Below are 24,946 nucleotides of genomic sequence, written 5' to 3'. Positions count from 1 at the left end.
GTGAGTACCGAGACCACCGCCGAGGAGACAGCTCGCGCGGCGAACCCGCTGCGGGACCCGCTGGACCGCCGGCTGCCGCGCATCGCCGGCCCCTCCGGCCTGATCATCTTCGGCGTGACGGGCGACCTGTCCCGCAAGAAGCTGATGCCGGCCGTCTACGACCTCGCCAACCGCGGGCTGCTGCCGCCGGGCTTCGCCCTGGTCGGCTTCGCCCGCAGGAGCTGGGAGGACGAGGACTTCGCGCAGGAGGTGCACGACGCGGTCAAGGAGCACGCGCGCACCCCCTTCCGTGAGGAGGTGTGGCAGCAGCTCGCCGAGGGCTGCCGCTTCGTGCAGGGCGACTTCGACGACGACACCGCGTTCGAGACGCTCAAGGAGACCATCGACGAGCTGGACAAGGCCCGCGGCACGGGTGGCAACTTCGCCTTCTACCTGTCCGTACCGCCGAAGTTCTTCCCCAACGTGGTGCAGCAGCTCAAGAAGCACGGGCTGTCGCAGGGCACCGGCGAGTCGTGGCGGCGTGCCGTCATCGAGAAGCCGTTCGGCCACGACCTGGCCAGCGCCCAGGACCTCAACCGGATCGTGCACGACGTCTTCCCGCCCAACGAGGTCTTCAGGATCGACCACTACCTGGGCAAGGAGACGGTCCAGAACATCCTGGCGCTGCGCTTCGCCAACACGATGTACGAGCCGATCTGGAACCGCTCGTACGTCGACCACGTGCAGATCACGATGGCCGAGGACATCGGCATCGGCGGCCGGGCCGGCTACTACGACGGCATCGGCGCGGCGCGCGACGTGATACAGAACCACCTGCTCCAGCTGCTGGCGCTGACCGCGATGGAGGAGCCGGGCTCCTTCCACCCCAAGGCGCTCACCGCGGAGAAGCTCAAGGTGCTCGGCGCCGTCGTGCTGCCCGACGACCTCGGCAAGCACACCGTGCGCGGGCAGTACGCGCACGCCTGGCAGGGCGGCGAGGAGGTGGTCGGGTATCTGGAGGAGGACGGGATCGACCCCAAGTCCAAGACCGACACCTACGCCGCCGTCAAGCTGGAGATCAACAACCGCCGCTGGGCCGGGGTGCCGTTCTACCTGCGCACCGGCAAGCGGCTGGGCCGCCGCGTCACCGAGATCGCGGTGATCTTCAAGCGGGCCCCCTACCTGCCCTTCGAGTCCGGGGCCACCGAGGAGCTGGGCGAGAACGCCCTGGTCATCCGGGTGCAGCCGGACGAGGGCGTGACCGTGCGGTTCGGGTCGAAGGTGCCGGGCACCTCCACCGAGGTGCGGGACGTGACGATGGACTTCGCCTACGGGGAGTCCTTCACCGAGTCCAGCCCGGAGGCGTACGAGCGGCTGATCCTGGATGTGCTGCTCGGTGACGCCAACCTCTTCCCGCGGCATCAGGAGGTCGAACTGTCCTGGACGATACTGGATCCGATCGAGGCCTACTGGGACAAGCACGGCAGGCCCGCCCAGTACGAGTCCGGCACCTGGGGACCGGCCGAGGCCGACGAGATGCTCGCACGAGACGGCAGGAGCTGGCGCCGGCCATGAAGATCGACCTCACGGACACCACGTCCGCACGCATCAACGGCGGTCTGATCGACGCCCGGCGGGCGATCGGCACCCCCGCCGTCGGGATGGTGCTGACCCTGGTCATCGTCACCGACGAGGGCAGCGCCTACGACTCGCTCAAGGCGGCGCACGAGGCGTCCAGGGAGCACCCCTCGCGCATCCTGGTCGTCATCAAGCGGCCGGGACGCTCCCCCCGGGAGCGGGCCGGCGCCCGGCTGGACGCCGAGGTGGTGGTGGGCGCCGAGGCCGGCACCGGCGAGACCGTGGTGCTGCGCATGCACGGCGAGCTGGCCAACCACGCCGAGTCCGTCGTCCTGCCGCTGCTGCTGCCGGACGCCCCGGTGGTGTGCTGGTGGCCCGACCAGGCGCCGGACAAGGCGGGAGCCGACCCGCTGGGCCGGCTCGCCCAGCGCCGCATCACCGACGCGTCCTCGGCCGAGGACCCGGTCGGCTCGATCGCGGTACGCGCCGCCTCCTACACCCCGGGCGACACCGACCTGGCGTGGACCCGGGTCACCCCGTGGCGTTCGATGCTGGCGGCGGCCCTGGACCAGAAGCACTCCACGATCACCGCGGCCTCCGTCGAGGGCGAGGCGTACAACGCGAGCACCGAACTGCTCGCGCTGTGGCTCGCCGACCGGCTGGGCGTCGAGGTGGAGCGCAAGGTCTCCGACGGCCCCGGCATCACCGCGGTCCGGCTGGTCACCACCGACGGCGACATCTGCCTGGACCGGTCCGACGGCCTGCTCGGCGAGCTGTCGGTGCCCGGCCAGCCGGACCGGCACGTGGCGCTCAAGCGGCGGGAGACCGCCGAGCTGATCGCCGAGGAACTGCGCAGGCTCGACCCCGACGACATATACCGCACCACGGTGCAGTTCGGCGTCAAGCACCTGATCAGCACCTCCAAGGCCGGCAAGGGCATGGAGGAGGGCCCGACCGCCGCGGCCCGCGCCACACCGTCGACCGCGAAGAAGGCGGCCCCGGGAGGGAAGGCGGCGACGCCGAAGTGAGCACTCCCCAGGTCGTGGTCCACCGCGACAAGGAACTGATGGCGCGCGCCGTCGCGGCCCGGCTCATCACCCGGATCGTGGACGCCCAAGCCGCCAGGGGCACAGCCTCGGTGGTGCTCACCGGCGGCCGCAACGGCAACGCGCTGCTGGCCGCGCTCGCCGAGTCCCCCGCGCGTGACGCGGTGGACTGGGCGCGGCTCGACCTGTGGTGGGGCGACGAGCGGTTCCTGCCGGACGGCGACCCGGAGCGCAACGTCACCCAGGCCGCCACGCTGCTGGACGCCGTCCCGCTGGACCCCGCCAGGGTCCACCCGATGGCGGCGTCCGACGGCCCGTACGGCTCCGATGTGGAGGCGGCGGCCGAGGCCTACGCGGCGGAGCTGGCCGCGGCGGCGGAGCCAGGCGACCACGGCCGGGTGCCGGCCTTCGACGTGCTGATGCTCGGCGTCGGACCGGACGCGCACGTCGCCTCGCTCTTCCCGGAGCATCCCGCGGTGCGGGAGCTCACCCGCACGGTGGTCGGCGTCCACGGCTCTCCCAAGCCGCCGCCCACCCGGCTCTCGCTGACGCTGCCCGCAATCCGGGCGGCCCACGAGGTGTGGCTGCTCGCCGCCGGTGACGACAAGGCCGGGGCGGTCGCGCTGGCCCTGTCCGCCCCCGGCGAGCTCCAGGCCCCGGCCTCCGGGGCGCACGGCCTGTCCCGCACGCTGTGGCTGCTGGACCGCGCGGCGGCGTCCAAGCTGCCGCCGCAGCTCTACCCGTCCGCCTCGTCCTAGGACAGGGCAGCCGGGGACAGCACGTCACAGGGGCGCCGGGGATTCCCCCGGCGCCCCTGTGGTGCTCAGCGCCCGCGCAGTTCGCGGTACTTGGCCACCAGGTGCTTGGTGCTCGGGTCGAGACCCGGGACGTCGGCGCCCTCCGTGAGGGCTGGCTCGACGCGCTTGGCGAGCACCTTGCCGAGCTCGACGCCCCACTGGTCGAAGGAGTCGATGTTCCAGATCGCGCCCTGCACGAACACCTTGTGCTCGTAGAGCGCGATGAGCTGCCCCAGCACGGACGGCCTGAGTTCGGTCGCCAGGATCGTCGTCGTCGGGTGGTTGCCGCGGAAGGTCTTGTGCGGGACCAGGTCCTCCGGGACGCCCTCCGCCCTGACCTCGTCGGGGGTCTTGCCGAAGGCCAGCGCCTGGGTCTGCGCGAAGAAGTTGGCCATCAGCAGGTCGTGCTGCCCGGCCAGCGGGCCGAGTTCGGCGATCGGCCGGGCGAAGCCGATGAAGTCCGCCGGGACGAGCTTGGTGCCCTGGTGCAGCAACTGGTAGTAGGCGTGCTGCCCGTTGGTGCCGGGCGTGCCCCACACCACGGGTCCGGTCTGCCAGCTCACCGGGTTGCCCTGGCGGTCGACGGACTTGCCGTTGGACTCCATGTCCAGCTGCTGCAGATACGCGGTGAACCTGCTCAGGTAGTGGCTGTACGGCAGCACCGCGTGCGACTGGGCGTCGTGGAAACCGCCGTACCAGACACCGAGCAGCCCCAGCAGCAGCGGGACGTTCTGCTCCGGCGGGGCGGTCCTGAAGTGCTCGTCGACCAGGTGGAAGCCCGCCAGCATCTCGCGGAAGGCGTCCGGGCCGATCGCCAGCATCAGCGACAGGCCGATGGCCGAGTCGAACGAGTAACGGCCGCCGACCCAGTCCCAGAACTCGAACATGTTGGTCGGGTCGATGCCGAAGTCGGTGACCTTCTCGGCGTTCGTCGACAGGGCCACGAAGTGTTTGGCCACCGCGTCGTCACCGGCACCGAGCTGCCCGAGCAGCCACTGCCGGGCGGAGGTGGCGTTGGTGATGGTCTCGATGGTGGTGAACGTCTTGGACGCGATGATGAACAGCGTCTCGGCCGCGTCCAGGTCGCGGACCGCCTCGTGCAGGTCGGCGCCGTCGACGTTGGACACGAAGCGTACGGTCAGGTCACGGTCGGTGTAGGAGCGCAGCGCGTCGTAGGCCATCGCCGGGCCGAGGTCGGAGCCGCCGATGCCGATGTTGATGACGTTCCTGATGCGCTTGCCGGTGTGGCCGGTCCACTCGCCGGAACGGATGCGGTCCGCGAAGACCCCCATCTTGGTGAGCACCGCGTGCACGGCCGGCACCACGTTGTAGCCGTCGACCTCGATCGTCGCGGACTGCGGGGCGCGCAGCGCGGTGTGCAGCACCGCGCGGTCCTCCGTGGTGTTGATCCGCTCGCCGCGGAACATCGCGTCGCGCAGCTCGTACACACCGCTGGCCGCGGCCAGCTCCCGCAGCAGCCGCAGCGTCTCGTCGGTCACCAGCTGCTTGGAGTAGTCCAGGTGGAGGTCCCCCACCCGGAGGGTGTAGCGGTCGGCCCTGCCGGGGTCGGCGTCGAACAGCTCCCGCAGGTGAGTGCCCGACGTCTCCTCACGATGCTTGCCGAGCGCGTGCCATTCGGGGCGCTGGTCGAGACGGTTCCGGCCCTGCGCGTTGGTTTCGGACATCAGTCCACTTCTCCTCGTCCTCGCTGCAGGATCAACGCTAGTTGATGATGCTGCGGAACGAGGCTCCGGCACCCGGGAGGAGTGGAGGCGGTGCGGGACGCCGCCGGGAGGTCAGATCTCGCCGCGCAGCTTCGCCAGCGCCTCGGCGAGGATCGCCTCGCCGTCCGCGGCGGAACGCCGCTCGCGCACGTAGGCGAGGTGGGTCTTGTACGGCTCGGTCCGCGGCGGTGCCGGCGGATTCTCCTCGTCCTGGCCGGCCGGGAAGCCGCAGCGCGGGCAGTCCCAGGTCTCCGGGATCTGCGCGTCGCTTGCGAAGCTCGGCTGGGTCTCATGTCCGTTGGAGCACCAGAAGGAGATGCGGAGGCGCGGCGCGGACTCGCCGCGCTCGGCCTCTCCCATCGGCCCCGCTCCGACCCGACTGCCACGGATCGCGTTGCCACTTGCCACGGTCGTAACTCCCTGCGTGATGGTGCTGCGAGATCGCCCAGTTTACGGGGACCTTACGTGCCGTCCAGTGGCAGGCGCACGACCCGCCCCCCGAAGACGTCTTCCCATAGTAAGCCGCGGTGGCGACGAGGCGTCAGTTCACCCTGGATGCGCGGGAGTCGGACGCGGAGCCAGGGCGCGCCTCAGTTCTGGTACTTCATCACCAGACCGAGGACCACGATGCACGCGAACCACAGCAGACCGACCACCACGGTGATCCGGTCGAGGTTGCGCTCGGCCACCGAGGAGCCGCCGACGGAGGACTGCATGCCACCGCCGAACATGTCCGAGAGGCCGCCGCCCTTCCCCTTGTGCATCAGCACCAGCAGCAGAAGCAGCAGGCTGAAGATGATGAGGGCGATGGAGAACCCGATGACCACGGCTGGACCAACTCTCTCGACTACATGACAACGGCACGGGGCCGGACGGTGCGGCTACACGGTTCGGCCCCGCCAGGGTACTTCACAGCGCTGCGGACATCACTGGTCGCGGAAGCGGACGATCTTGACGAACTCCTCCGAGTCCAGTGCCGCCCCGCCGACCAGGGCCCCGTCCACGTCCGGCTGGGCCATGATCGCGGCGACGTTGCCCGCCTTGACCGAGCCGCCGTACTGGATACGGACGCCGTCGGCGGTCTCCTGGTCGTACAGCTCGGCGAGCCTGGCCCTGATCGCCCCGCAGACCTCCTGGGCGTCCTCCGGGGTGGCCACCTCGCCGGTGCCGATCGCCCACACCGGCTCGTAGGCGATCACGACGGTGGCGGCCTGCTCCTTTGGGATGTCCTTCAGCCCGCCGTCCAGCTGCGCCAGGGTGTGCGACACCTGCTGCCCGGCCCTGCGGACGTCCAGGCCCTCGCCGACGCACACGATCGGGGTCAGGCCGTTGCGGAAGGCGGCCTTGACCTTGGCGTTGACGATCTCCTCGGTCTCGGCGTGATACTGCCGTCGCTCGGAGTGACCGACGGCCACGTAGCTGCACTTGAACTTCGCCAGCATCGGCCCGGAGATCTCGCCGGTGTAGGCGCCCGAGTCGTGGGCCGAGATGTCCTGGGCGCCGTACTTGATCTTCAGCTTGTCGCCGTCGACCAGGGTCTGCACCGACCGCATGTCGGTGAACGGCACCAGGACGGCGACCTCGACGGCCGCGAAGTCCTTGTCGGTGAGTCCGAAGGCAAGCTTCTGGACGTGCGCGATGGCCTCAAGGTGGTTGAGGTTCATCTTCCAGTTGCCCGCCATCAGCGGGGTACGGCTCTGCTCTGTCATCGGATTCGTCACTTCTCCAGCTCGTGGTCGGGCTTCCTGCTCAGTCCCTCCGCGAACGGCCTCGTTCCTCGGCCGGCCGCTCCGGGAGCTCGGGCGTCAGCCCTCCAGTGCGGCGAGACCCGGCAGGGTCTTGCCCTCAAGATATTCCAGGCTTGCGCCGCCGCCGGTGGAAATATGGCCGAAAGCATTCTCGTCGAAGCCCAGAATGCGGACAGCCGCGGCCGAGTCGCCGCCGCCGACGACCGTGAAGGCCGGGGAGTCGATCAGCGCCTGGGCGACCGCGCGGGTGCCCTCGGCGTAGTCGGGGTGCTCGAAGACGCCCATCGGACCGTTCCAGAAGACGGTGGCGGCGTCGGCCAGCTTGCCGGCGAAGAGCTTGCGCGACTCCGGGCCGATGTCCAGGCCGATCATGTCGGCCGGAATGGCGTCGACGGGCGCGGTGACCGGCGAGGACGGCGCCTTCGTCTTCAGGTCGGGGAATTCGGTGGCGCCGACCACGTCCACCGGCAGCACGAACTCCACGCCCTTGGCCTTCGCCCGCTCCAGGTACTCGCGCACCACGGGCAGCTGGTCCTCCTGCAGCAGGCTCTTGCCCACCTCGTGGCCCTGGGCCTTGAGGAAGGTGAAGACCATGCCGCCGCCGACCAGGATCCGGTCGGCCTTCTCCAGCAGGTGGTCGATCACGCCGAGCTTGTCGGACACCTTGGAGCCGCCCAGCACCACCGCGTACGGCCGCGTGACGTCCTCGGTGAGCTTCTTGAGCACGCCGACCTCGGTGGCGATCAGACCGCCCGCCGCGTGCGGCAGGCGGGCCGGCAGGTCGTAGACCGAGGCGTGCTTGCGGTGCACCGCGCCGAAGCCGTCACCGGCGTAGACGTCGGCGAGCGACGCGAGCTCGTCGGCGAAGGCGCCGCGCTCGGCGTCGTCCTTCGCGGTCTCACCGGCGTTGAAGCGCAGGTTCTCCAGCAGGGCGACCTGGCCGTCCGCCAGGCCCTCCACGGTGGCACGGGCGCTGTCGCCGACGGTGTCGGCGGCGAAGGCCACGTCCTTGCCCAGCAGCTCGCCCAGCCGGGCCGCGACGGGCGCCAGCGAGAACTGCGGGTCGGGCTCGCCCTTGGGGCGGCCCAGGTGCGAGGCGACGATCACCCGCGCGCCGGCCTCGGCGAGCTTGGTGATGGTCGGTACGGCGGCCCGGATCCGGCCGTCGTCGGTGATGGTCCGCCCGTCGAGCGGCACGTTCAGGTCGGCGCGGACGAACACCCGCTTGCCCGCCACCTGCCCCTGGCCGATGAGGTCGTCGATCGTCTTCATCTTCTGCGGTATCTCCGGTCTGCTACGAGTGGGCTGGCACGGAGACAGGGTCCGGCCGGGCGCTCCGTCGCGCCCGGTCCGGACCCTGTCCCTCACATCGCTGTGCGTGGCGGCTGCTGGCCGGCCTGCCGGTTACCCGGTCAGAGCTGGTCGCCGACGAAGACCGTGAGGTCCACCAGGCGGTTGGAGTAGCCCCACTCGTTGTCGTACCAGCCGATGACCTTGACCGTCTTGCCCTGCGCCATGGTCAGCGAGGAGTCGAAGGTGCAGGAGGCCGGCCAGTTGACGATGTCGGAGGACACGATCGGGTCCTCGGTGTACTCCAGGATGCCCTTGAGCTGACCCTCGGAGGCCTTCTGGAACGCGGCGTTGACCTCGTCCTTGGTGACCTCGCGCTCCAGGTCGATCACCAGGTCGGTGACCGAGCCGGTGGGGACGGGCACGCGCATCGCGATGCCGTCCAGCTTGCCCTTGAGCTGCGGGATGACCAGCGCGGTCGCCTTGGCGGCACCCGTGGTGGTCGGGATGATGTTCTCCGCGGCGGCGCGGGCGCGGCGCAGGTCCTTGTGCGGGAAGTCCAGGATGCGCTGGTCGTTGGTGTACGCGTGGACCGTGGTCATCAGGCCCTTGACGATGCCGAAGTTCTCCAGCAGCACCTTCGCCATCGGCGCCACACAGTTCGTGGTGCACGAGGCGTTGGAGATGATGTTGTGGTTCGCGGGGTCGTACGCGTCCTGGTTGACGCCCATGACGATGGTGATGTCCTCGTCGGTGGCGGGCGCCGAGATGATGACCTTCTTGGCACCGCCCGCGATGTGCTTGCCCGCGTCGGCGGCCTTGGTGAAGATGCCGGTCGACTCGACGACGATGTCGACGCCCAGCTCGCCCCACTTGATCGCCGCGGGGTCGCGCTCCGCGAGCACCTTGATCGTCCTGCCGTCCACCGTGATGGAGTCCGCGGTGTGGGTGACCTCGGCCTTGAGGCGCCCCAGGATGGTGTCGTACTTCAGCAGGTGCGCCGTGGTCGCGGTGTCACCCAGGTCGTTGACAGCCACGATCTCGATGTCCGCGCCCTGCTCCAGGGCGGCGCGGAAGAAGTTACGACCGATACGGCCAAAGCCGTTGATGCCTACCCGGATCGTCACGAACCGATCTCCTCGCTCAGTCGCCGGAATCCACTCCGGCTGCGAAATATGGGATGTCCCCGACCACCCCCGACCCTACCTCGCCCCTGTCCCCCCGGTGACATCACCCGACCCCCTCCGGTCACCTTTCCCCCCACCCGGCGAGCGCCCCGCACAGCGGTGCCCGACAGGGGCGCGGGCGTCAGCCGACCATCTCGTCGGTGAGGTTGGCCTCGGTGCCCGGGAGGCCCAGGTCGGACGCCCGCTTGTCGGCCATCGCGAGGAGCCGGCGGATCCGGCCGGCCACCGCGTCCTTGGTCAGCGGCGGCTCCGCCAGCGAGCCCAACTCCTCCAGGGACGCCTGCTTGTGGTCCATCCGCAGCCGACCGGCGGCGGCGAGGTGCTCGGGCACCTCGTCGCCCAGGATCTCCAGCGCCCGCTGCACCCGCGCGCCCGCGGCGACCGCCGCCCGGGCGGACCGCCGCAGGTTGGCGTCGTCGAAGTTGGCCAGCCGGTTCGCGGTGGCCCGGACCTCGCGCCGCATGCGGCGCTCCTCCCAGGCCAGTACGGAGTCGTGCGCGCCCAGCCGGGTGAGCAGCGCGCCGATGGCGTCGCCGTCGCGTACGACGACCCGGTCGACGTTGCGCACCTCGCGCGCCTTGGCCGGGATCTGCAGCCGGCGCGCGGCGCCGACCAGGGCCAGCGCGGCCTCGGGGCCGGGGCAGGTCACCTCGAGCGAGGAGGACCTGCCCGGCTCGGTCAGCGAGCCGTGCGCCAGGAAGGCCCCACGCCAGGCGGCCTCGGCGTCGCAGGTGGCGCCGGAGACGACCTGCGGGGGCAGCCCGCGGATGGGGCGCCCGCGGCCATCCACCAGGCCGGTCTGCCGGGCCAGCTGGTCACCGCCGGCGACCACCCTGACCACGTACCGGCTGCCGCGCCGCAGCCCGCCCGGCGCCATCACCACCAGGTCCGAGGAGTGGCCGAAGATCTCCAGGATGTCCTTGCGGAGCCGCCGTGCGGCGATCCCGGTGTCCAGCTCCGCCTCGATCACGATCCGGCCGCTCACCAGGTGCAGGCCGCCGGCGAAGCGGAGGATCGACGAGACCTCCGCCTTGCGGCAGCAGGTCCGGGTGACGGGGAGCCGGGAGATCTCGTCCTTCACCGCTGCCGTCATCGCCATGGGCCGATCCTTCCACGCATACGAAAAATCCGGTCATACGCGGCGGCCAACAGCTCCGGGTCGTGTTGCGGCCCCTCAGGGGCGGCAACCGGGGCCAGCTCGACCGTGCCGCCCAGCCGCAGGGCGGCCTCTTCGAGGCTGTCACGGTCCGGGACGGCGGCCTCGTCGGCGAGAACCACGTCGATGGTGAGTTTAGGGGCGTGTCGCCCCAAAACCTCCAAGTGACGCTGCGGAGAAAATCCGGCGGTTTCGCCGGGTTGCGGCGCCAGATTGAGCGTGAGGACCCGCCGGGCCCTGGTGGTCATCAGCGCGTCGGCCAGTTCAGGCACCAGCAGATGCGGGATCACCGAGGAGAACCAGGAGCCGGGACCGAGCACCACCCAGTCGGCGTCGAGCACCGCCTGGACGGCTTCCGGCACCGCCGGCGGGTCGGCTGGCTCCAGCATCACCTCAAGCACCTCACCGGGGGTGAGGGCGACGGTGGCCTGGCCGCGGACGGTCGACACCGCGTCCGGCTCGGCGGGGTCGTGGCCGCGGACGACGGCGTGCAGGTCGAGCGGCACGGCCGACATCGGCAACACCCTGCCGTGCGCGCCGAGCAGCCGGCCGACCCACTCCAGCGCGGCGACCTCGTCGTTCAGCTGCTCCCACAGGGCGACGATCAGCAGGTTGCCGACCGCGTGGCCGTGCAGGTCGCCGCCGCTGACGAAGCGGTGCTGCACCACCCGGGACCAGGTCCTGCCCCATTCGTCGTCGCCGCACAGCGCCGCGAGCGCCTTGCGCAGGTCCCCTGGCGGCAGCACGCCCATCTCGCTGCGCAGCCGACCGCTGGAGCCGCCGTCGTCGGCGACGGTGACCACAGCGGTGAGGTCGCCGGTGATCCGGCGCAGTGCCGACAGCGAGGCGGCCAGCCCGTGGCCGCCGCCCAGGGCGACCACCTTCGGCGGAACTCCGCGGCCGCGGCCCGTGCCCGCGCGGCCGGTGCGGCGCTGCCGCCGACCCGTCATGATCACTCGCGCCCCATGTCCCTGTGCACCGTCACCGTCTCCACTCCGTCCGCCGCCAGCCGGGCGGCCAGCCTCTCCGACATCGCCACGCTGCGGTGCTTGCCGCCCGTACAGCCGACGGCGATGGTCACGTACCGCTTGCCCTCACGCCGGTAGCCGGCGGCGATGATGTGCAGCAGCTCGGCGTACCGGTCGAGGAACTCCTTGGCGCCGGGCTGGTTGAACACGTACGTGGCGACCTCGTCGTTGAGCCCGGTGAAGGGGCGCAGCTCCGGAACCCAGTGCGGGTTCGGCAGGAAGCGGCAGTCCACCACCAGGTCGGCGTCGACGGGCAGCCCGTACTTGAATCCGAACGACATGACGGTGGCCCGGAGTTCCTGCTCCTCCTCACCGGCGAACTGCGCGTCGAGCTTGGCGCGCAGCTCGTGCACGTTCAGACTGGAGGTGTCGACCACCAGGTCGGCGTCGCCGCGCAGCTCGCGCAGCAGGTCCCGCTCGGCCCCGATGCCGTCCACGATGCGGCCCTGGCCCTGCAGCGGGTGCGGCCGGCGCACCGACTCGAAGCGGCGTACCAGCGCGTCGTCGGAGGCCTCAAGGAAGATCACCCGGCGCTTGACGTGCTTGGCCTCCAGGTCCGCGAGGGACTCCCTGAGGTTGTCGAAGAACTGCCGGCCGCGTACGTCCACCACGACCGCGATCCGCGCCACGTTGCCCTGGGAGCGGGCGCCGAGGTCCACCATGGTCGGGATGAGGGCCGGCGGCATGTTGTCGACCACGAACCAGCCCAGGTCCTCCAGGCACTTCGCCGCGGTGCTGCGGCCGGCTCCCGACATCCCGGAGATGATCACCAGTTCCGGGATGGCCTGGCCGGCCTCACCCGCTCCTCCACTGGTCATATGCCCACTGTCCTGTTCGTCCTGCTCGCTCATGTGCTCTTCCCCCGATGCTCGCCGCCGGGCGCCGCCGGCGGTGTGCCCGCGGTCGTACCGTCGTCGTCCTCGATGATCTCTCCGGTCGCGGTGTTCACCGCGGGTGCGGCCGGGGCCGCGGACGCCAGGGCGGCGGCGACCGTCTCCGCCGTACGGCGGCCGATCCCCTGGACCTGGCAGATCTCCTCGACGGTCGCCGCGCGCAGCCGCTTGAGCGAACCGAAGTGCTTCAGCAGTGCCTGCTTGCGCGTCTCGCCCAGGCCCGGCACCGCGTCCAGCGCGCCGGCCTTCATCGACTTGGTCCGCTTGCTGCGCTGGTAGTTGATGGCGAAGCGGTGCGCCTCGTCGCGGACCCGCTGGAGCAGGTAGAGGCCCTCGCTGCTGCGCGGCAGGATCACCGGGTCGTCGTCGCCCGGCACCCAGACCTCTTCGAGGCGCTTGGCCAGGCCGCACACGAACACGTCGGCTATCCCCAGCTCGTCCAGCGCCCGGCGGGCGGCCGCGACCTGCGGCTGCCCGCCGTCGACGACCACCAGCTGCGGCGGATACGCGAACTTGCGCGGCCGCCCGGTGTCCGGGTCGATGGGCCCGCCGACGGCCTCGGGACGGCCCTCGTCGCCCTCGTCGTTCTGCGTGTCGTCCTGCGTGCTGTCGTCCTGCGTGCTGTCCTGCGGGCCCTGCTGGGCCTGCGGCTGGTCTGGCTCCCACTCGCCGGTCTTCTGCTTCTCCAGCAGGTAGCGGCGGAAGCGGCGGGAGATGACCTCGTGCATGGACCGGACGTCGTCCTGCCCGGCGAAGGACTTGATCTGGAAGCGGCGGTATTCGCTCTTGCGGGCCAGGCCGTCCTCGAAGACCACCATCGAGGCGACCACGTCGTCGCCCTGCAGATGGCTGATGTCGTAGCACTCGATCCGCAGCGGCGCGGTGTCCAGGTCCAGGGCGGCGGCGATCTCCTCCAGCGCCCGGGAGCGGGTGGTCAGGTCCGAGGCGCGGCGGGTCTTGTGCAGGACCAGCGCCTGCTGCGCGTTGCGCTGCACGGTGACCATCAGGTCCTTCTTGTCGCCGCGCTGCGGCACCCGCAGGCTCACCTGGGAGCCGCGCCGGTCCGACAGCCACTGGGCGACCGCTTCCGCGGCCCGCGGCAGCGCCGGGACCAGCACCTCCTTGGGCACGCCGCCGCTGCCGCCGGACTGTGCCGCGTCGCCGGTCTCGTCGCCGTAGAGCTGCTGGAGGGCGTGCTCGACCAGGTCCGCGGTGTCCACCGCCTCGACCTTGTCGGTGACCCAGCCGCGCTGGCCGCGGACCCGGCCGCCGCGGACGTGGAAGATCTGCACGGCGGCTTCGAGTTCGTCCTCGGCGACCGCGATCAGGTCGGCGTCGGTGGCGTCGGCGAGCACCACCGCGTTCTTCTCCATGGCGCGGCGCAGCGCCTCCAGATCGTCGCGCAGCCGGGCCGCCTGCTCGTACTCCATGGCGGACGCGGCGTCCTTCATGCGCTGTTCGAGCCTGCGCAGATAGGTGCCGGTGTGGCCGGCCATGAAGTCGCAGAACTCCTCGGCCAGTTCGCGGTGGTCGGGCTCGCTGATCCGGCCGACGCAGGGCGCGGAGCACTTGCCGATGTAGCCGAGCAGGCAGGGCCGGCCGATCTGCGCGGAGCGCTTGAAGACCCCGGCGGAGCAGGTGCGGACCGGGAAGACCCGCAGCAGCAGGTCGACGGTCTCGCGGATCGCCCAGGCGTGCGCGTAAGGGCCGAAGTAGCGCACGCCCTTGCGCTTGGGACCGCGCATCACCTGGACGCGCGGGAACTCCTCGTTCATGGTGACGGCGAGGGACGGGTAGCTCTTGTCGTCGCGGTACTTGACGTTGAACCGCGGGTCGAACTCCTTGATCCAGGAATACTCCAGCTGCAGCGCCTCGACCTCGGTGGAGACCACCGTCCACTCCACGGCCGCCGCGGTCGTCACCATGGTGGCGGTGCGCTGGTGCAGGTTGGTGATGTCCTGGAAGTACGAGGACAGCCGCTGGCGCAGGCTCTTCGCCTTGCCGACGTAGATCACCCGGCCGTGCTCGTCCCGGAATTTGTAGACCCCGGGAGAGTCGGGGATCTGGCCCGGCTTCGGTCGGTACGTACTGGGGTCTGCCATGCTTCCCACCCTACTTGCGGGATGCGACAAACCGGGGTCAGGCTCGGGGTCCCGGAACCCCGCGATCCGGGGCCCGGGGACCGGCCGGCCGACAGGTCAGCTCGCGGGTCCCGCGGTGATTCTGCCGCCCGCCACCGTGACGGGGACGGCGGGCAGCGCCTTGGTCGCCGGTCCCTGGACGACAGCCCCGGTCTCGGCGTCGAACTGGCTGCCGTGGCAGGGGCAGGAGATGGTCGTGCCCTCCACCGAGTCGACCACGCAGCCCTGGTGGGTGCACACCGCGCTGAACGCCTTGAAGGTGCCCTGCTGCGGCTGCGCGACCACGACCTTGTCGTTGCGGTAGAGCTTGGCGCCGCCCACCGGCACCTCGGTGGCAGCGCCCAGCTCCACGGCCTTGGCGGGCCCGGCGGCCGAGCCGTTCCTGCCGCCGCAGGCGGTCAGTCCGATCCCCGCGGCCCCGGCCAGCGCGGCACCCCGCAGGACGGTACGGCGGCGGGCGGGCAGTTCGCTGGTCATACGTGCTCCAGGTGGTACGGGTGCGCACGGTCTCGTGCGACCCGTACCTTACGTCCCCCGGCTGTGGCTACGCTTTGGCCGCCCGCTTCCTGGGGACGGCGGCCTTCTTGGCCGCGGGCTTCTTGGCCGCCCGCTTCCTGGGCGCGGGCACCGCGGCGTCGCTGATCCGATCGGGCGCCAAAACGTCGCGCAGGAACTTGCCGGTGTGGCTGGCCGGGACGCCCGCGATCTGCTCGGGGGTGCCCTCGGCGACCACGAGACCGCCGCCGCTGCCGCCCTCCGGGCCCATGTCGATGACCCAGTCGGAGGTCTTGATGACGTCCAGGTTGTGCTCGATGACGATCACCGAGTTGCCCTTGTCGACCAGCCCCTGCAGCACCTTGATCAGCTTGCTGATGTCCTCGAAGTGCAGCCCGGTGGTCGGCTCGTCCAGGACGTACACCGTCCGCCCGGTGGAGCGCTTCTGCAGCTCGGAGGCGAGCTTGACGCGCTGCGCCTCGCCGCCGGACAGCGTCGGCGCGGACTGCCCGAGCCGGACGTACCCCAGACCGACCTCGTTCAGGGTGCGCAGGTGGCGGGAGATGGTGGGCACCGCCTCGAAGAAGTCCAGCGCCTCCTCGATGGGCATGTCGAGCACCTCGGCGATGGACTTGCCCTTGTAGTGCACCTCCAGCGTCTCCCGGTTGTAGCGCGCGCCGTGGCAGACCTCGCACGGCACGTACACGTCGGGCAGGAAGTTCATCTCGATCTTGATCGTGCCGTCGCCCGCGCAGTTCTCGCAGCGGCCGCCCTTGACGTTGAAGGAGAACCGCCCCGGCAGATAGCCGCGGACCTTCGCCTCCATCGTCTCGGCGAACAGCCGCCGCACGTGGTCGAACACCCCGGTGTACGTCGCCGGGTTGGACCGCGGGGTCCGGCCGATCGGCGACTGGTCGACATGCACGACCTTGTCCACCAGGTCGTCCCCCGCCACCCGGGTGTGCCGGCCGGGCACGCTCCGCGCGCCGTTCAGCTCGCGGGCCAGGTGGGTGTAGAGGATGTCGTTGACCAGGGTCGACTTGCCGGAGCCCGACACGCCGGTGACCGCGGTGAGCACGCCCAGCGGGAAGGACACATCGATGTCCTGCAGATTGTGCTCCCGGGCGCCGTGCACGGTCAGCTGCCGCTTGCGGTCGATCGGGCGGCGCACGTCCGGTGTCGGGATGGCCCGCTTCCCGGCCAGATACTGCCCGGTCAGCGACTCGTCGTTGGCCAGCAGGCCCTTGAGCGAGCCCGAGTGCACGACCTTGCCGCCGTGCTCACCGGCGCCGGGGCCGATGTCGACCACCCAGTCGGCGGTCTTGATGGTGTCCTCGTCGTGCTCCACCACGATCAGCGTGTTGCCCAGGTCCCGCAGCCGGACCAGCGTCTCGATCAGCCGGTGGTTGTCGCGCTGGTGCAGGCCGATGGACGGCTCGTCCAGCACGTAGAGCACCCCGACCAGGCCGGAGCCGATCTGGGTGGCCAGCCGGATGCGCTGGGCCTCGCCGCCGGACAGCGTGCCGGCCGCCCGGTTCAGCGACAGGTAGTCCAGGCCGACGTCGACCAGGAACCTCAGCCGCTCGTTGACCTCCTTGAGCACCCGCTCGGCGATCTTGCGGTCCCTGGCGTCCAGCTTCATCGCGCCGAGGAACTCGGCGCAGTCGCTGATCGACATCGCCGAGACGTCGGCGATGGAGCGGCCCTGGACGGTGACGGCCAGCACGATCGGCTTGAGCCTGCTGCCCTTGCAGGTGGGGCAGGGCACCTCGCGCATGTAGCCCTCGAAGCGCTCCCGGCTGGAGTCGCTCTCCGAGTCCTGGTGCCGCCGCTTGACGAACGGCACCGCGCCCTCGAAGTGTGCGTTGTACACCCGGTCACGGCCGTAGCGGTTCTTGTACGCGACCCGGACCTCGGCCTTGTGGCCGTAGAGCAGGGCCTTCTTCGCCCGGGCCGGCAGCCCGGCGAACGGGATGTCGGTGCGGAAGCCCAGCTCGGTGGCCAGCCCGTCCACCAGGCGCTCGAAATACCCCTTGGACATGCCGCCGGTCCAGGGTGCGATGGCACCCTCCTGCAGCGACTTCTGGTCGTCGGGGACGATCAGCTCCGGGTCGACCTCCATCCGCGAGCCGATGCCGGTGCAGTCCGGGCACGCGCCGAAGGGCGAGTTGAAGGAGAACGAGCGCGGTTCGAGCTCCTCGAAGGAGAGGTCGTCGTACGGGCAGTACAGGTGCTCGGAGAACATCCGCTCGCGCTGCGGGTCGTCCTCGGGGAGATCCACGAAGTCCAGGATGACCATGCCGCCGGACAGCCCGAGCGCGGTCTCCACCGAGTCGGTGAGCCGGCGCTTGGCGGAGTCCTTCACCGTGAGGCGGTCCACGACCACCTCGATGGTGTGCTTCTCCTGCTTCTTCAGCTTCGGCGGGTCGGTGAGCTGGATCGTCACGCCGTCGACCCTGGCCCGGCTGTACCCCTTGGTCTGCAGATCCGAGAAGAGGTCGACGAATTCGCCCTTGCGTTCCCGGGCCAGCGGCGAGAGCACCTGGAAACGACTGCCCTCCTCCAGTTCGAGCACCCGGTCCACGATGGCCTGCGGCGACTGCCGGGAGATCGGGCGGCCGCACTCGGGGCAGTGCGGCTTGCCGATCCTGGCGAAGAGCAGCCGCAGGTAGTCGTAGACCTCGGTGATGGTGCCGACGGTGGACCGCGGGTTGCGCGAGGTGGACTTCTGGTCGATCGAGACAGCCGGCGACAGGCCCTCGATGAAGTCCACGTCGGGCTTGTCCATCTGGCCGAGGAACTGCCGCGCGTAGGACGAGAGCGACTCGACATACCGGCGCTGGCCCTCGGCGAAGATCGTGTCGAACGCCAGCGAGGACTTGCCGGAACCGGACAGCCCGGTGAAGACGATGAGCGCGTCCCTGGGGAGCTCCAGCGAGACGTTCTTCAGGTTGTGCTCGCGAGCGCCACGGACGATGAGTCGATCGGCCACGCCAGTGCGCACCTTTCCTAGAAACGGGAGGAGAGACCACACCCCCCAGTCAGCCTAAACGGGGTGCGCCCGGGTTTTCTTCCTGTCGCCTCTGTTGCGACACAACGACCATATAGCACGTGCATTCGATTTACCGGATCCGGCTGCCAGGATCACCCGATCGGGTGGTGCGCATCGCTGTCCGTACCGGCGGGCATACGGAAACCTGAAGCCGTACCCCCGCCGATCCCACCGGGAGCGCCCGTGACCGTCCAACGACCCGATCCCGATCGCGATGCGGCCGACGTGGCGGAGGCGACCGAGCAGCTGCTCGACGCCGCGGCCAAGCTGTCGGCTGAGGACCTCGCGGGGCCCTCCCTGCTGCCCGGCTGGAGCCGCGGGCACGTGCTGTGCCACGTGGCGCGCAACGCCGACGCCCTGGGCAATCTGCTGACCTGGGCGGAGACCGGCGAGGAGACCCCGATGTACGCCGACCCGGCCGCCCGCGACCGCGACATCGAAGCGGGCGCGGGCCGCACGCCGGCCGAGCACCTCGCCGACCTGCGGGAGTCCGCCGACCGCTTCGCCGCGGCCGTAGCGGCGCTGCCGCCGGCCGCCTGGGCGACCCAGGTCGCGATGCGCTCGGGCCGGGTGATCGCCGCCGCCGAGATCCCCTGGCGGCGGCTGATCGAGGTGCGGCTGCACCTGGTCGACCTGGACGCCGGACACACCGCCGACGACCTGCCGGCCGGCTTCGCCGACCGCGAGCTGGCCTGGGTCGTGGACGGGCTGACCGCCCACGAGGGCGTCGCCCCCGTGCGGCTGCGCGACACCGGCTCCGGCACCACCTGGGACCTGGGCGCAGCCGCGGAGCCCGAGCTGACCGTCTCCGGCCCGTCGCGCGCGCTGCTGGCCTGGCTCAGCGGCCGCGGCAGCGGTGACGGGCTGGACGTCGAGCCGGCGGGGCGCCCGCTGCCGGTACTCCCGCCGCTAGGCTGACGCCCATGGCGTACAGCGGACAGGTGACGGTGGGCGGGGCCCCCGATGTGCACGAACTCAGCGATCTGATCATCAGCAAGGTCGCGGTCGGCCCGATGAACAACAACGCGTATCTGCTGCGCTGCCGCGCCACCGGTGAGCAGCTGCTCATCGACGCGGCGGAGGAGCCGGAGACGCTGCTCGACCTGGTCGGGGCCGACGGCCTGACCTCGGTGGTCACCACCCACCGGCACGGCGACCACTGGCAGGCGCTGCGCGCGGTGGTCGACGCGACCGGCGCCCGTACCTACGCGGGCCGCGACGACGTGGACGGCATCCCGGTCCGCACCGACGTGCCGGTCGACGACCTCGGCACCGTCGAGGTCGGCCGGATCACCCTCACCGCCCGCCACCTGGTCGGCCACACCCCGGGCAGCATCGCGCTGGTCTACGACGACCCGCACGGCCACCCGCACGTCTTCACCGGCGACTGCCTCTTCCCCGGGGGGGTCGGCAACACCCACGACGACCCGGCCGCCTTCGTGTCGCTGCTGGACGGCGTGACCACCAGGCTCTTCGACCCGCTGCCCGACGAGGCCTGGGTGTACCCGGGCCACGGCGACGACACCACGCTGGGTGCCGAGCGCCCGCACCTGGCCGAGTGGCGCAAGCGCGGCTGGTGACGACCCGGACCGGGGCGTCCGCCGGCCGGGCGGGGCCCCGGGCGACGCGGTTCCGGGGCCGGCCGGGAATGTAGCCTCGGTGGCGGCGGGTTGACGCCGACCGACGCTCCGACCCCGCGAAGAAGGCAGGTCCCCCGTGCCCTCACCGACCACCATGCGCGCCGTCCGGCTCTCCGCACCCGGCCCCGTGGACAACCTGCGGCTGACCACGCTCCCGCTGCCGCCCGAGCGGGACGGCTGGGTGCGCATCCGCGTCGAGGCGTTCGGCCTCAACCGCTCGGAACTGAAGCTCCGGCTCGGGGTGAGCGAGGGCGTCAGCTTCCCCCGGGTGCCCGGTATCGAGGCCGCCGGCACCGTCGACGCGGCCCCCGCGGGCAGCGGGCTGGTCACCGGGCAGAAGGTCGTCGCGATGATGGGCGACATGGGGCGCACCTACGACGGCGGCTACGCCGAGTACACGTCGGTGCCGCTGTCCCAGGTCATCCCGGTCGACACCGGCCTGCCCTGGGAGGTGCTCGGCGCGCTGCCGGAGATGGTGCAGACCGCCTACGGCTCGCTCACCGTGGGCCTGGACCTGCAGCCCGGCCAGTCCCTGCTGATCCGCGGCGGCACCTCCTCGGTGGGCCTGGCGGCCGCCGCGCTGGCCGGCTGGCGCGGCGCCACGGTGCTGGCCACCACCCGGCGGGCGGACCGCCTGGCGTCGCTGAAGGAGCACGGCGTCGACCACCCCCTGCTGGACACCGGCGAGGTCGCCCCCGCCGTGCGCGAGCTGTACCCGGACGGCGTCGACGCCGCCCTCGACCTGGTCGGCACGCCGACCCTGCCCGACACGCTGCGGTCGGTCCGAGTGCACGGCACCGGCTGCTTCGGCGGCAGCCTGTCGAACCAGTGGACGGTGCGGGACTTCTCGCCGAACGAGTACCTGCCCAGGGGCGTGCGCCTTGCGGGCTACTTCGGCGACGCCGCCGACCTGCCCCGCGAGGCCTTCCAGGAGATCCTCGACGCGGTCGCGGCCGGCCGGCTGGCCTTCCCGGTGGACCGCGTCTACGACGGCCTGGAGCAGGTCAAGCAGGCGCACGACGACATGGAGCACGACCGCGCCACCGGCAAGCTCGTCGTCCGCGTCCGGCACGAGGGCCGCTAGAAGACGAATCCCGCCTGGCCCGCGGCGCCTGGCACGGCCTAAGCCCTCCGCCGGGTGAGCTCCATGACCCAGTTGGTCAGCCAGGTCTCGCCGCCGTCCGCCGAGAAGGCCTGCTCCCAGCGGGCGGAGTCCTTGGTGATGTCCGACCAGAGGAAGCGGGCCGTGACGGGCGTGCCCTCGTGGGTGTCCTCACCGTGGAAGACGCCCGTGCCGCCGGTGAAGCGGCCGGTCACCGGCGGGAAGAGCAGGCCGGTGCTGCTGCTCGACCAGTAGAGCGACCACAGGTCGCGGGCCGGGTCGTACAACCGCAGCGTCAGTCCTGCGGTGCCCTTGGTGGGGAAGGCGATCTCGTCGAAGTTCGCGCCGCCGTCGAAGTGCCGTGAGGCGGTGCTGACGCCGGGGAAGTCCTCCCAGCGGCTGCCAGGGTCGAGGAAGGCGGTGCGCCGGTGGTTGGCGACGTCCCAGCTGCCGGTGAGGAAGTCGAAGTCGTTCATCCGCGGTCTCCGGTACTGCCCGCGGGCAGCGAGTCGTCGAGATAGCCGGCCAGGTCGGGCCGGTCGGGGGCGAGGACGTGGCGGACCCAGGCGTCCCGCTCGTGCAGGATCGGCGGCAGTTCCCAGACGCAGCCGATCAGCCGCCCTTCGAGCCGGACGAAATGCGTCGGGTCCTGGTCGGGGCAGCCCAGGAAGGGCTGCCCCGCCACGGCCGCCGCGAAGTGCAGCGCGTTGTCCCAGGCCCAGGTGTAGGCGTTGAGATACGCCCCGTCGTCCGCTCCCCTGTGGAGGACGGCGAAGGCCGCGCCCGGCGTGCCGTCGTCCGCCGGCAGCAGGCCAGGCAGCATCGCGTACGCCGCCTTCTCCACGTCCGGCGCGATGCCCGCCGGGTCGGCGGTGACGTGGTAGCGCTTGACGTGCCGGCCCGCGACCTCGATGGGCGGCGGCACCGTGAGGAACCTCTCGCGGAAAGCCATGGCTGGACCGTACGGCCGCTCCACTGACACCTTGTGTCAGTGAAGTCCAGCCGCCTGCTGTCGATCCTGCTGCTGCCCCAGACCCGAGGCCGGATGACCGCCGCCGAGCTGGCGGCGGAGCTCGACGTGTCGCCGCGGACGGTCTACCGGGACGTGGAGTCGCTGCACGCGGCCGGCGTGCCGCTGTACGGCGATGCCGGGCACCGCGGCGGCTACCAGCTGCTCGCGGGCTACCGCACCCGGCTGACCGGGCTGAACGCCGGCGAGGCCGAGGCGCTGTTCCTGGCGGGCGTGCCGGGGCCGGCCGCGGAGCTGGGCCTGGGTCCCGCGCTGGCCGCCGCGCAGCTCAAGTTGCGGGCCGCGCTGCCGCCCGAGCTGCGCGAGCAGGCCGACCGGATGCGCACCCGCTTCCACCTGGACGCGCCCGGCTGGTACGCCGCGGACACCGAGGTGCCCTTCCTGCCGCAGGTCGCCGACGCGGTGTGGCACGGCAGGGTCCTCCAGGTGCGCTACCGCCGCTGGAAGGAGCCGACCGACGTCGACCGGCGGCTCGAACCGTACGGTCTGGTGCTCAAGGCGGGCCGCTGGTACGCGGTGGCCGCTCCGGGACCGCGCACCTACCGGGTGGACCAGATCCTGCGGCTGGCCGCGGGCGACGAGCGCTTCGAGGTGCCCGCCGACTTCGACCTGGCGGAGCACTGGCGGCGCTACCAGGCGGACTTCCACGCCCGGCTGCACCACGGCGAGGCGGTGGTACGGCTCTCGCCGCCGGCCGCGGCGCGGCTGACCGGGCCTGCCGCACGGGCGCTGGCGGCGACCGGCACGGCCGAGCCGGACGGCTGGACCCGGGCCACGCTGCCGACCGAGTCCCTGGAGCAGGCGCACGCGTTCTTCCTGTCGCTGGGCGCCGGGGCGGAGGTGCTGGCCCCGCGCGAACTGCGGGACCGGCTCGCCGCCACCGTCCGCGCGCTCGCGGCGGCCTACCGGGACTGACCCGCCGGTCGCGGCAGCCGGCTCGGGTCAGCGGCCCCGGCGCATCCGCTCGCCGACCTCGCCCTGGTCGGTCTCCCACCAGGGCCGGGTCATCCCGGGCACGGCGGGCACGGCGGGCACCGCGGCCGGCGCCGCCGCCGCAGCGGGACCGGGGGCCGGTGTGACCGCCGCCAGCTCCTCGCGGTCGAGCCGGGCGTCCAGCTCGGCGGTCTTGCCACGTTCGGCCCGCCACCACTCCATGAAGACCAGCAGGACGAAGGGCAGTCCGACCAGTTCGGCCAGCGTCAGCATCAGCCCGCCGCCGAGCATCTGGTCGTGGTGCACGCTCGGCCCCCAGCCGCGGGGGTGGTCGGTGTACCAGTGGCCCGCCACCAGCGTGCCGCTGGTCATCACCACGATGCCGGGCACCGAATCGAACAGCCCGTCGAGGAAGACCAGCGCCGCCCGCACCGGGTGGGTGCACCAGCGCGGCAGCAGCTCCTGCCTGCTGAGCATCGGCAGCACGAACAGGCTGCCGGTGAGCAGCAGTTGCAGGTGCATCAGCTGGCGGACCGCCGGATCGGCCAGCGCGGTGGCGAAGTAGGGCGTGAAGTAGATGGTCAGCTCGGAGACGAGCACCAGCAGCGAGCTGACCAGCGGGTAGGTCAGCGCGCGCACCGGGCGGGAGGTGAAGGCCCGGTGCAGCCGTCCGTCCGGGTCGGCGAGCCCCAGCGGGTCGCCCAGGGCGAGCCCGAGCGGGGCGAAGAGGTCGAGCAGGATGTTCTGGACCGCCGCGGGCCAGAAGAGCACCCGGTCGTAGACCGCGAGCGAGGACATCGTGGCGACCACCAGGGTGCCCAGGCCCAGCAGGTAGAAGGCGGCGGTACGCCACAGCGGCCACCGCTCCCCCGCGCGCCGCCTGCGGCGTACTCCGTAGGCGTAGCCGAGGCCGAGCAGCAGGACGGCCGCGAGGGCCACCGTGTCGAGCTGCCAGGCGTCGAGATACCTGGCTCCGGTCAGCTCGGGGAGGGCCTGGGGGCTCGCCACAATCCGCGCCTTTCCACGTCTTCCGTCCGCAACGTGGCCACCGTAGACCCCGGCGGGCGGTGCGCGGCGCTCAGGGGGAGGTCAGGCGTCTATGTGCTGGTCGGGCGCATCGCTCGGCGTGTCCCGGCCGCCTGGACCGTGCCCGTCCCGCGGGTTGCCGTCGGCGGCGGGTTCGGCGCCGCGGACGGCCCACAGGCTGGTGGCGGTGGTGACGGCGAGGACGGTGACGATGACGCCGAGCGAGACCGGGATGGAGATCTCCGGGACGTGGACGCCCGCCTCGTGCAGCGCGTGCAGCACCAGCTTGACGCCGATGAAGCCGAGGATCACCGACAGGCCGTAGGACAGGTGGACCAGCTTCCTGAGCAGCCCGCCGATCAGGAAGTACAGCTGGCGCAGGCCCATCAGAGCGAAGGCGTTGGCCGTGAAGACGATGTACGGATCCTGGGTGAGGCCGAAGATCGCCGGGATGGAGTCCAGCGCGAAGAGCACGTCGGTGGTGCCGATGGCCAGCATCACCACCAGCATCGGGGTCATCAGCCGCTTGCCGTTCTCGGTGACGAACAGCCGGGTGCCGTGGTAGCGGTCGGTGGCGGGCACCCGCTTCTCGACGGCCTTGAGCAGCCGGTTCTCCTCGAACTCCGGATTCTCCTCCTGCTCGGTGCGGGCTTCCTTGATCAGCTTCCACGCCGTCCAGACCAGGAAGGCGCCGAAGATGAAGAACACCCAGGAGAAGCTGGCCACGATCGTGGCGCCCGCGGCGATGAAGACCGCGCGCAGCACCAGCGCTATCAGCACGCCGACCAGCAGCACGCGCTGCTGGTAGTGCGAGGGCACCGCGAACTTGCCCATGATCAGGACGAAGACGAAGAGATTGTCGACGCTGAGCGACTTCTCGGTGATGTAGCCCGCGAAGAACTCACCCGCGGGCTGTCCGCCGGAGAAGAGCAGCAGGCCGAGGCCGAAGAGTCCGGCCAGCACCACCCAGACGGCGGTCCACAGGCCCGCCTCCCGGACGGACACGTCGTGCGGGGTGCGGCCGACCAGGAAGTCCGCGCCGATCAGCGCGCACAGCCCGGCGATGGTCAGCACCCAGAGGGCGAGGGAGACGTCCACAGG

Annotated in this window: 23 protein-coding genes; 7 read left to right on the top strand and 16 right to left on the bottom strand. The window is 71.4% G+C overall.

Features of this window, described 5'->3' with window-relative positions:
- From zwf to pgl, 3 genes are read left to right on the top strand one after another with little or no spacing between them, the layout of a single operon-like run.
- On the top strand, positions 1 to 1,554 hold the full coding sequence (zwf, locus tag OG702_RS27775) for a glucose-6-phosphate dehydrogenase (protein ID WP_327291673.1): 1,554 nt from the start codon (positions 1 to 3) through the stop codon (positions 1,552 to 1,554).
- A complete protein-coding gene (gene opcA, locus OG702_RS27770) occupies positions 1,551 to 2,585 on the top strand; it encodes a glucose-6-phosphate dehydrogenase assembly protein OpcA (protein WP_327291672.1) in 1,035 nt (344 codons plus the stop codon). Before zwf ends, opcA begins: the two co-directional genes overlap by 4 nt.
- A 38-nt stretch (positions 2,586 to 2,623) precedes the next feature.
- On the top strand, positions 2,624 to 3,361 hold the full coding sequence (gene pgl, locus OG702_RS27765; RefSeq protein ID WP_442814740.1) for a 6-phosphogluconolactonase: 738 nt from the start codon (positions 2,624 to 2,626) through the stop codon (positions 3,359 to 3,361).
- Between the two features lie 65 nt (positions 3,362 to 3,426).
- On the opposite strand, the gene pgi is transcribed toward pgl, so the two are convergent.
- From pgi to uvrA, 12 genes are all read right to left on the bottom strand, one after another.
- Entirely contained in the window at positions 3,427 to 5,085 is a 1,659-nt protein-coding gene (gene pgi / locus OG702_RS27760; RefSeq protein WP_327291670.1) for a glucose-6-phosphate isomerase, read from the bottom strand.
- 111 nt (positions 5,086 to 5,196) lie between these two features.
- Positions 5,197 to 5,532, bottom strand: a complete 336-nt coding sequence (locus tag OG702_RS27755; protein ID WP_073497103.1) for an RNA polymerase-binding protein RbpA — start codon at positions 5,530 to 5,532, stop codon at positions 5,197 to 5,199.
- 182 nt (positions 5,533 to 5,714) lie between these two features.
- Complete coding sequence (secG, locus tag OG702_RS27750) at positions 5,715 to 5,951, bottom strand: preprotein translocase subunit SecG (protein WP_327291669.1); 237 nt, start codon at positions 5,949 to 5,951, stop codon at positions 5,715 to 5,717.
- Between the two features lie 99 nt (positions 5,952 to 6,050).
- Complete coding sequence (gene tpiA / locus OG702_RS27745; protein WP_327291668.1) at positions 6,051 to 6,833, bottom strand: triose-phosphate isomerase; 783 nt, start codon at positions 6,831 to 6,833, stop codon at positions 6,051 to 6,053.
- Between the two features lie 96 nt (positions 6,834 to 6,929).
- Positions 6,930 to 8,144 carry a phosphoglycerate kinase gene (locus OG702_RS27740; protein WP_327291667.1) on the bottom strand — a complete coding sequence of 405 codons (1,215 nt, stop codon included), beginning with the start codon at positions 8,142 to 8,144 and terminating at the stop codon, positions 6,930 to 6,932.
- Positions 8,145 to 8,284: 140 nt separating this feature from the next.
- A complete protein-coding gene (gap, locus tag OG702_RS27735) occupies positions 8,285 to 9,289 on the bottom strand; it encodes a type I glyceraldehyde-3-phosphate dehydrogenase (protein ID WP_327291666.1) in 1,005 nt (334 codons plus the stop codon).
- A gap of 181 nt (positions 9,290 to 9,470) precedes the next feature.
- Positions 9,471 to 10,448, bottom strand: coding sequence for a DNA-binding protein WhiA (gene whiA / locus OG702_RS27730; protein ID WP_327291665.1), 978 nt, complete (start codon positions 10,446 to 10,448; stop codon positions 9,471 to 9,473).
- Positions 10,439 to 11,455 carry a gluconeogenesis factor YvcK family protein gene (locus tag OG702_RS27725; RefSeq protein ID WP_327293402.1) on the bottom strand — a complete coding sequence of 339 codons (1,017 nt, stop codon included), beginning with the start codon at positions 11,453 to 11,455 and terminating at the stop codon, positions 10,439 to 10,441. Before OG702_RS27725 ends, whiA begins: the two co-directional genes overlap by 10 nt.
- Before the next feature lie 2 nt (positions 11,456 to 11,457).
- On the bottom strand, positions 11,458 to 12,351 hold the full coding sequence (gene rapZ / locus OG702_RS27720; protein ID WP_327291664.1) for an RNase adapter RapZ: 894 nt from the start codon (positions 12,349 to 12,351) through the stop codon (positions 11,458 to 11,460).
- A gap of 29 nt (positions 12,352 to 12,380) precedes the next feature.
- Positions 12,381 to 14,528: an excinuclease ABC subunit UvrC gene (gene uvrC / locus OG702_RS27715; protein ID WP_327291663.1), complete on the bottom strand. Its 2,148-nt coding sequence runs from the start codon at positions 14,526 to 14,528 to the stop codon at positions 12,381 to 12,383.
- Between the two features lie 96 nt (positions 14,529 to 14,624).
- A complete protein-coding gene (locus OG702_RS27710) occupies positions 14,625 to 15,044 on the bottom strand; it encodes a Rieske (2Fe-2S) protein (RefSeq protein WP_327291662.1) in 420 nt (139 codons plus the stop codon).
- 67 nt (positions 15,045 to 15,111) lie between these two features.
- Positions 15,112 to 18,054, bottom strand: a complete 2,943-nt coding sequence (gene uvrA / locus OG702_RS27705; protein ID WP_327291661.1) for an excinuclease ABC subunit UvrA — start codon at positions 18,052 to 18,054, stop codon at positions 15,112 to 15,114.
- 243 nt (positions 18,055 to 18,297) lie between these two features.
- On the opposite strand from uvrA, the gene OG702_RS27700 reads away from it, so the two are divergent.
- The 3 genes from OG702_RS27700 to OG702_RS27690 all read left to right on the top strand — a co-directional run bounded on the left by OG702_RS27700 (position 18,298) and on the right by OG702_RS27690 (position 20,838).
- Positions 18,298 to 19,032 (top strand): maleylpyruvate isomerase family mycothiol-dependent enzyme, encoded by a 735-nt coding sequence (locus OG702_RS27700; protein WP_327291660.1) that lies wholly within the window; start codon positions 18,298 to 18,300, stop codon positions 19,030 to 19,032.
- Between the two features lie 5 nt (positions 19,033 to 19,037).
- Positions 19,038 to 19,694 carry an MBL fold metallo-hydrolase gene (locus tag OG702_RS27695; protein WP_327291659.1) on the top strand — a complete coding sequence of 219 codons (657 nt, stop codon included), beginning with the start codon at positions 19,038 to 19,040 and terminating at the stop codon, positions 19,692 to 19,694.
- 154 nt (positions 19,695 to 19,848) lie between these two features.
- A complete protein-coding gene (locus OG702_RS27690; RefSeq protein ID WP_327293401.1) occupies positions 19,849 to 20,838 on the top strand; it encodes a zinc-binding dehydrogenase in 990 nt (329 codons plus the stop codon).
- A gap of 38 nt (positions 20,839 to 20,876) precedes the next feature.
- Here OG702_RS27690 and OG702_RS27685 read toward each other — a convergent pair whose 3' ends face one another.
- Both OG702_RS27685 and OG702_RS27680 read right to left on the bottom strand, forming a co-directional pair.
- Positions 20,877 to 21,332, bottom strand: coding sequence for a hypothetical protein (locus OG702_RS27685; protein WP_327291658.1), 456 nt, complete (start codon positions 21,330 to 21,332; stop codon positions 20,877 to 20,879).
- A complete protein-coding gene (locus tag OG702_RS27680) occupies positions 21,329 to 21,808 on the bottom strand; it encodes a hypothetical protein (RefSeq protein WP_327291657.1) in 480 nt (159 codons plus the stop codon). The genes OG702_RS27685 and OG702_RS27680 overlap by 4 nt, the downstream gene beginning before the upstream one ends.
- A gap of 39 nt (positions 21,809 to 21,847) precedes the next feature.
- Here OG702_RS27680 and OG702_RS27675 point away from each other — a divergent pair, with 39 nt between their 5' ends.
- Positions 21,848 to 22,801 carry a helix-turn-helix transcriptional regulator gene (locus OG702_RS27675; protein ID WP_327291656.1) on the top strand — a complete coding sequence of 318 codons (954 nt, stop codon included), beginning with the start codon at positions 21,848 to 21,850 and terminating at the stop codon, positions 22,799 to 22,801.
- A gap of 27 nt (positions 22,802 to 22,828) precedes the next feature.
- On the opposite strand, the gene OG702_RS27670 is transcribed toward OG702_RS27675, so the two are convergent.
- Complete coding sequence (locus OG702_RS27670; protein WP_327293400.1) at positions 22,829 to 23,830, bottom strand: cytochrome c oxidase assembly protein; 1,002 nt, start codon at positions 23,828 to 23,830, stop codon at positions 22,829 to 22,831.
- A 78-nt stretch (positions 23,831 to 23,908) separates the two neighbouring features.
- Entirely contained in the window at positions 23,909 to 24,943 is a 1,035-nt protein-coding gene (locus OG702_RS27665) for a TerC family protein (protein WP_327291655.1), read from the bottom strand.
- Positions 24,944 to 24,946 lie beyond the last annotated feature (3 nt).

The organism is Streptomyces sp. NBC_01198 (assembly GCF_036010485.1).
Classification (GTDB): domain Bacteria; phylum Actinomycetota; class Actinomycetes; order Streptomycetales; family Streptomycetaceae; genus Actinacidiphila.
This window is presented reverse-complemented; position numbering and strand designations above follow the sequence as displayed.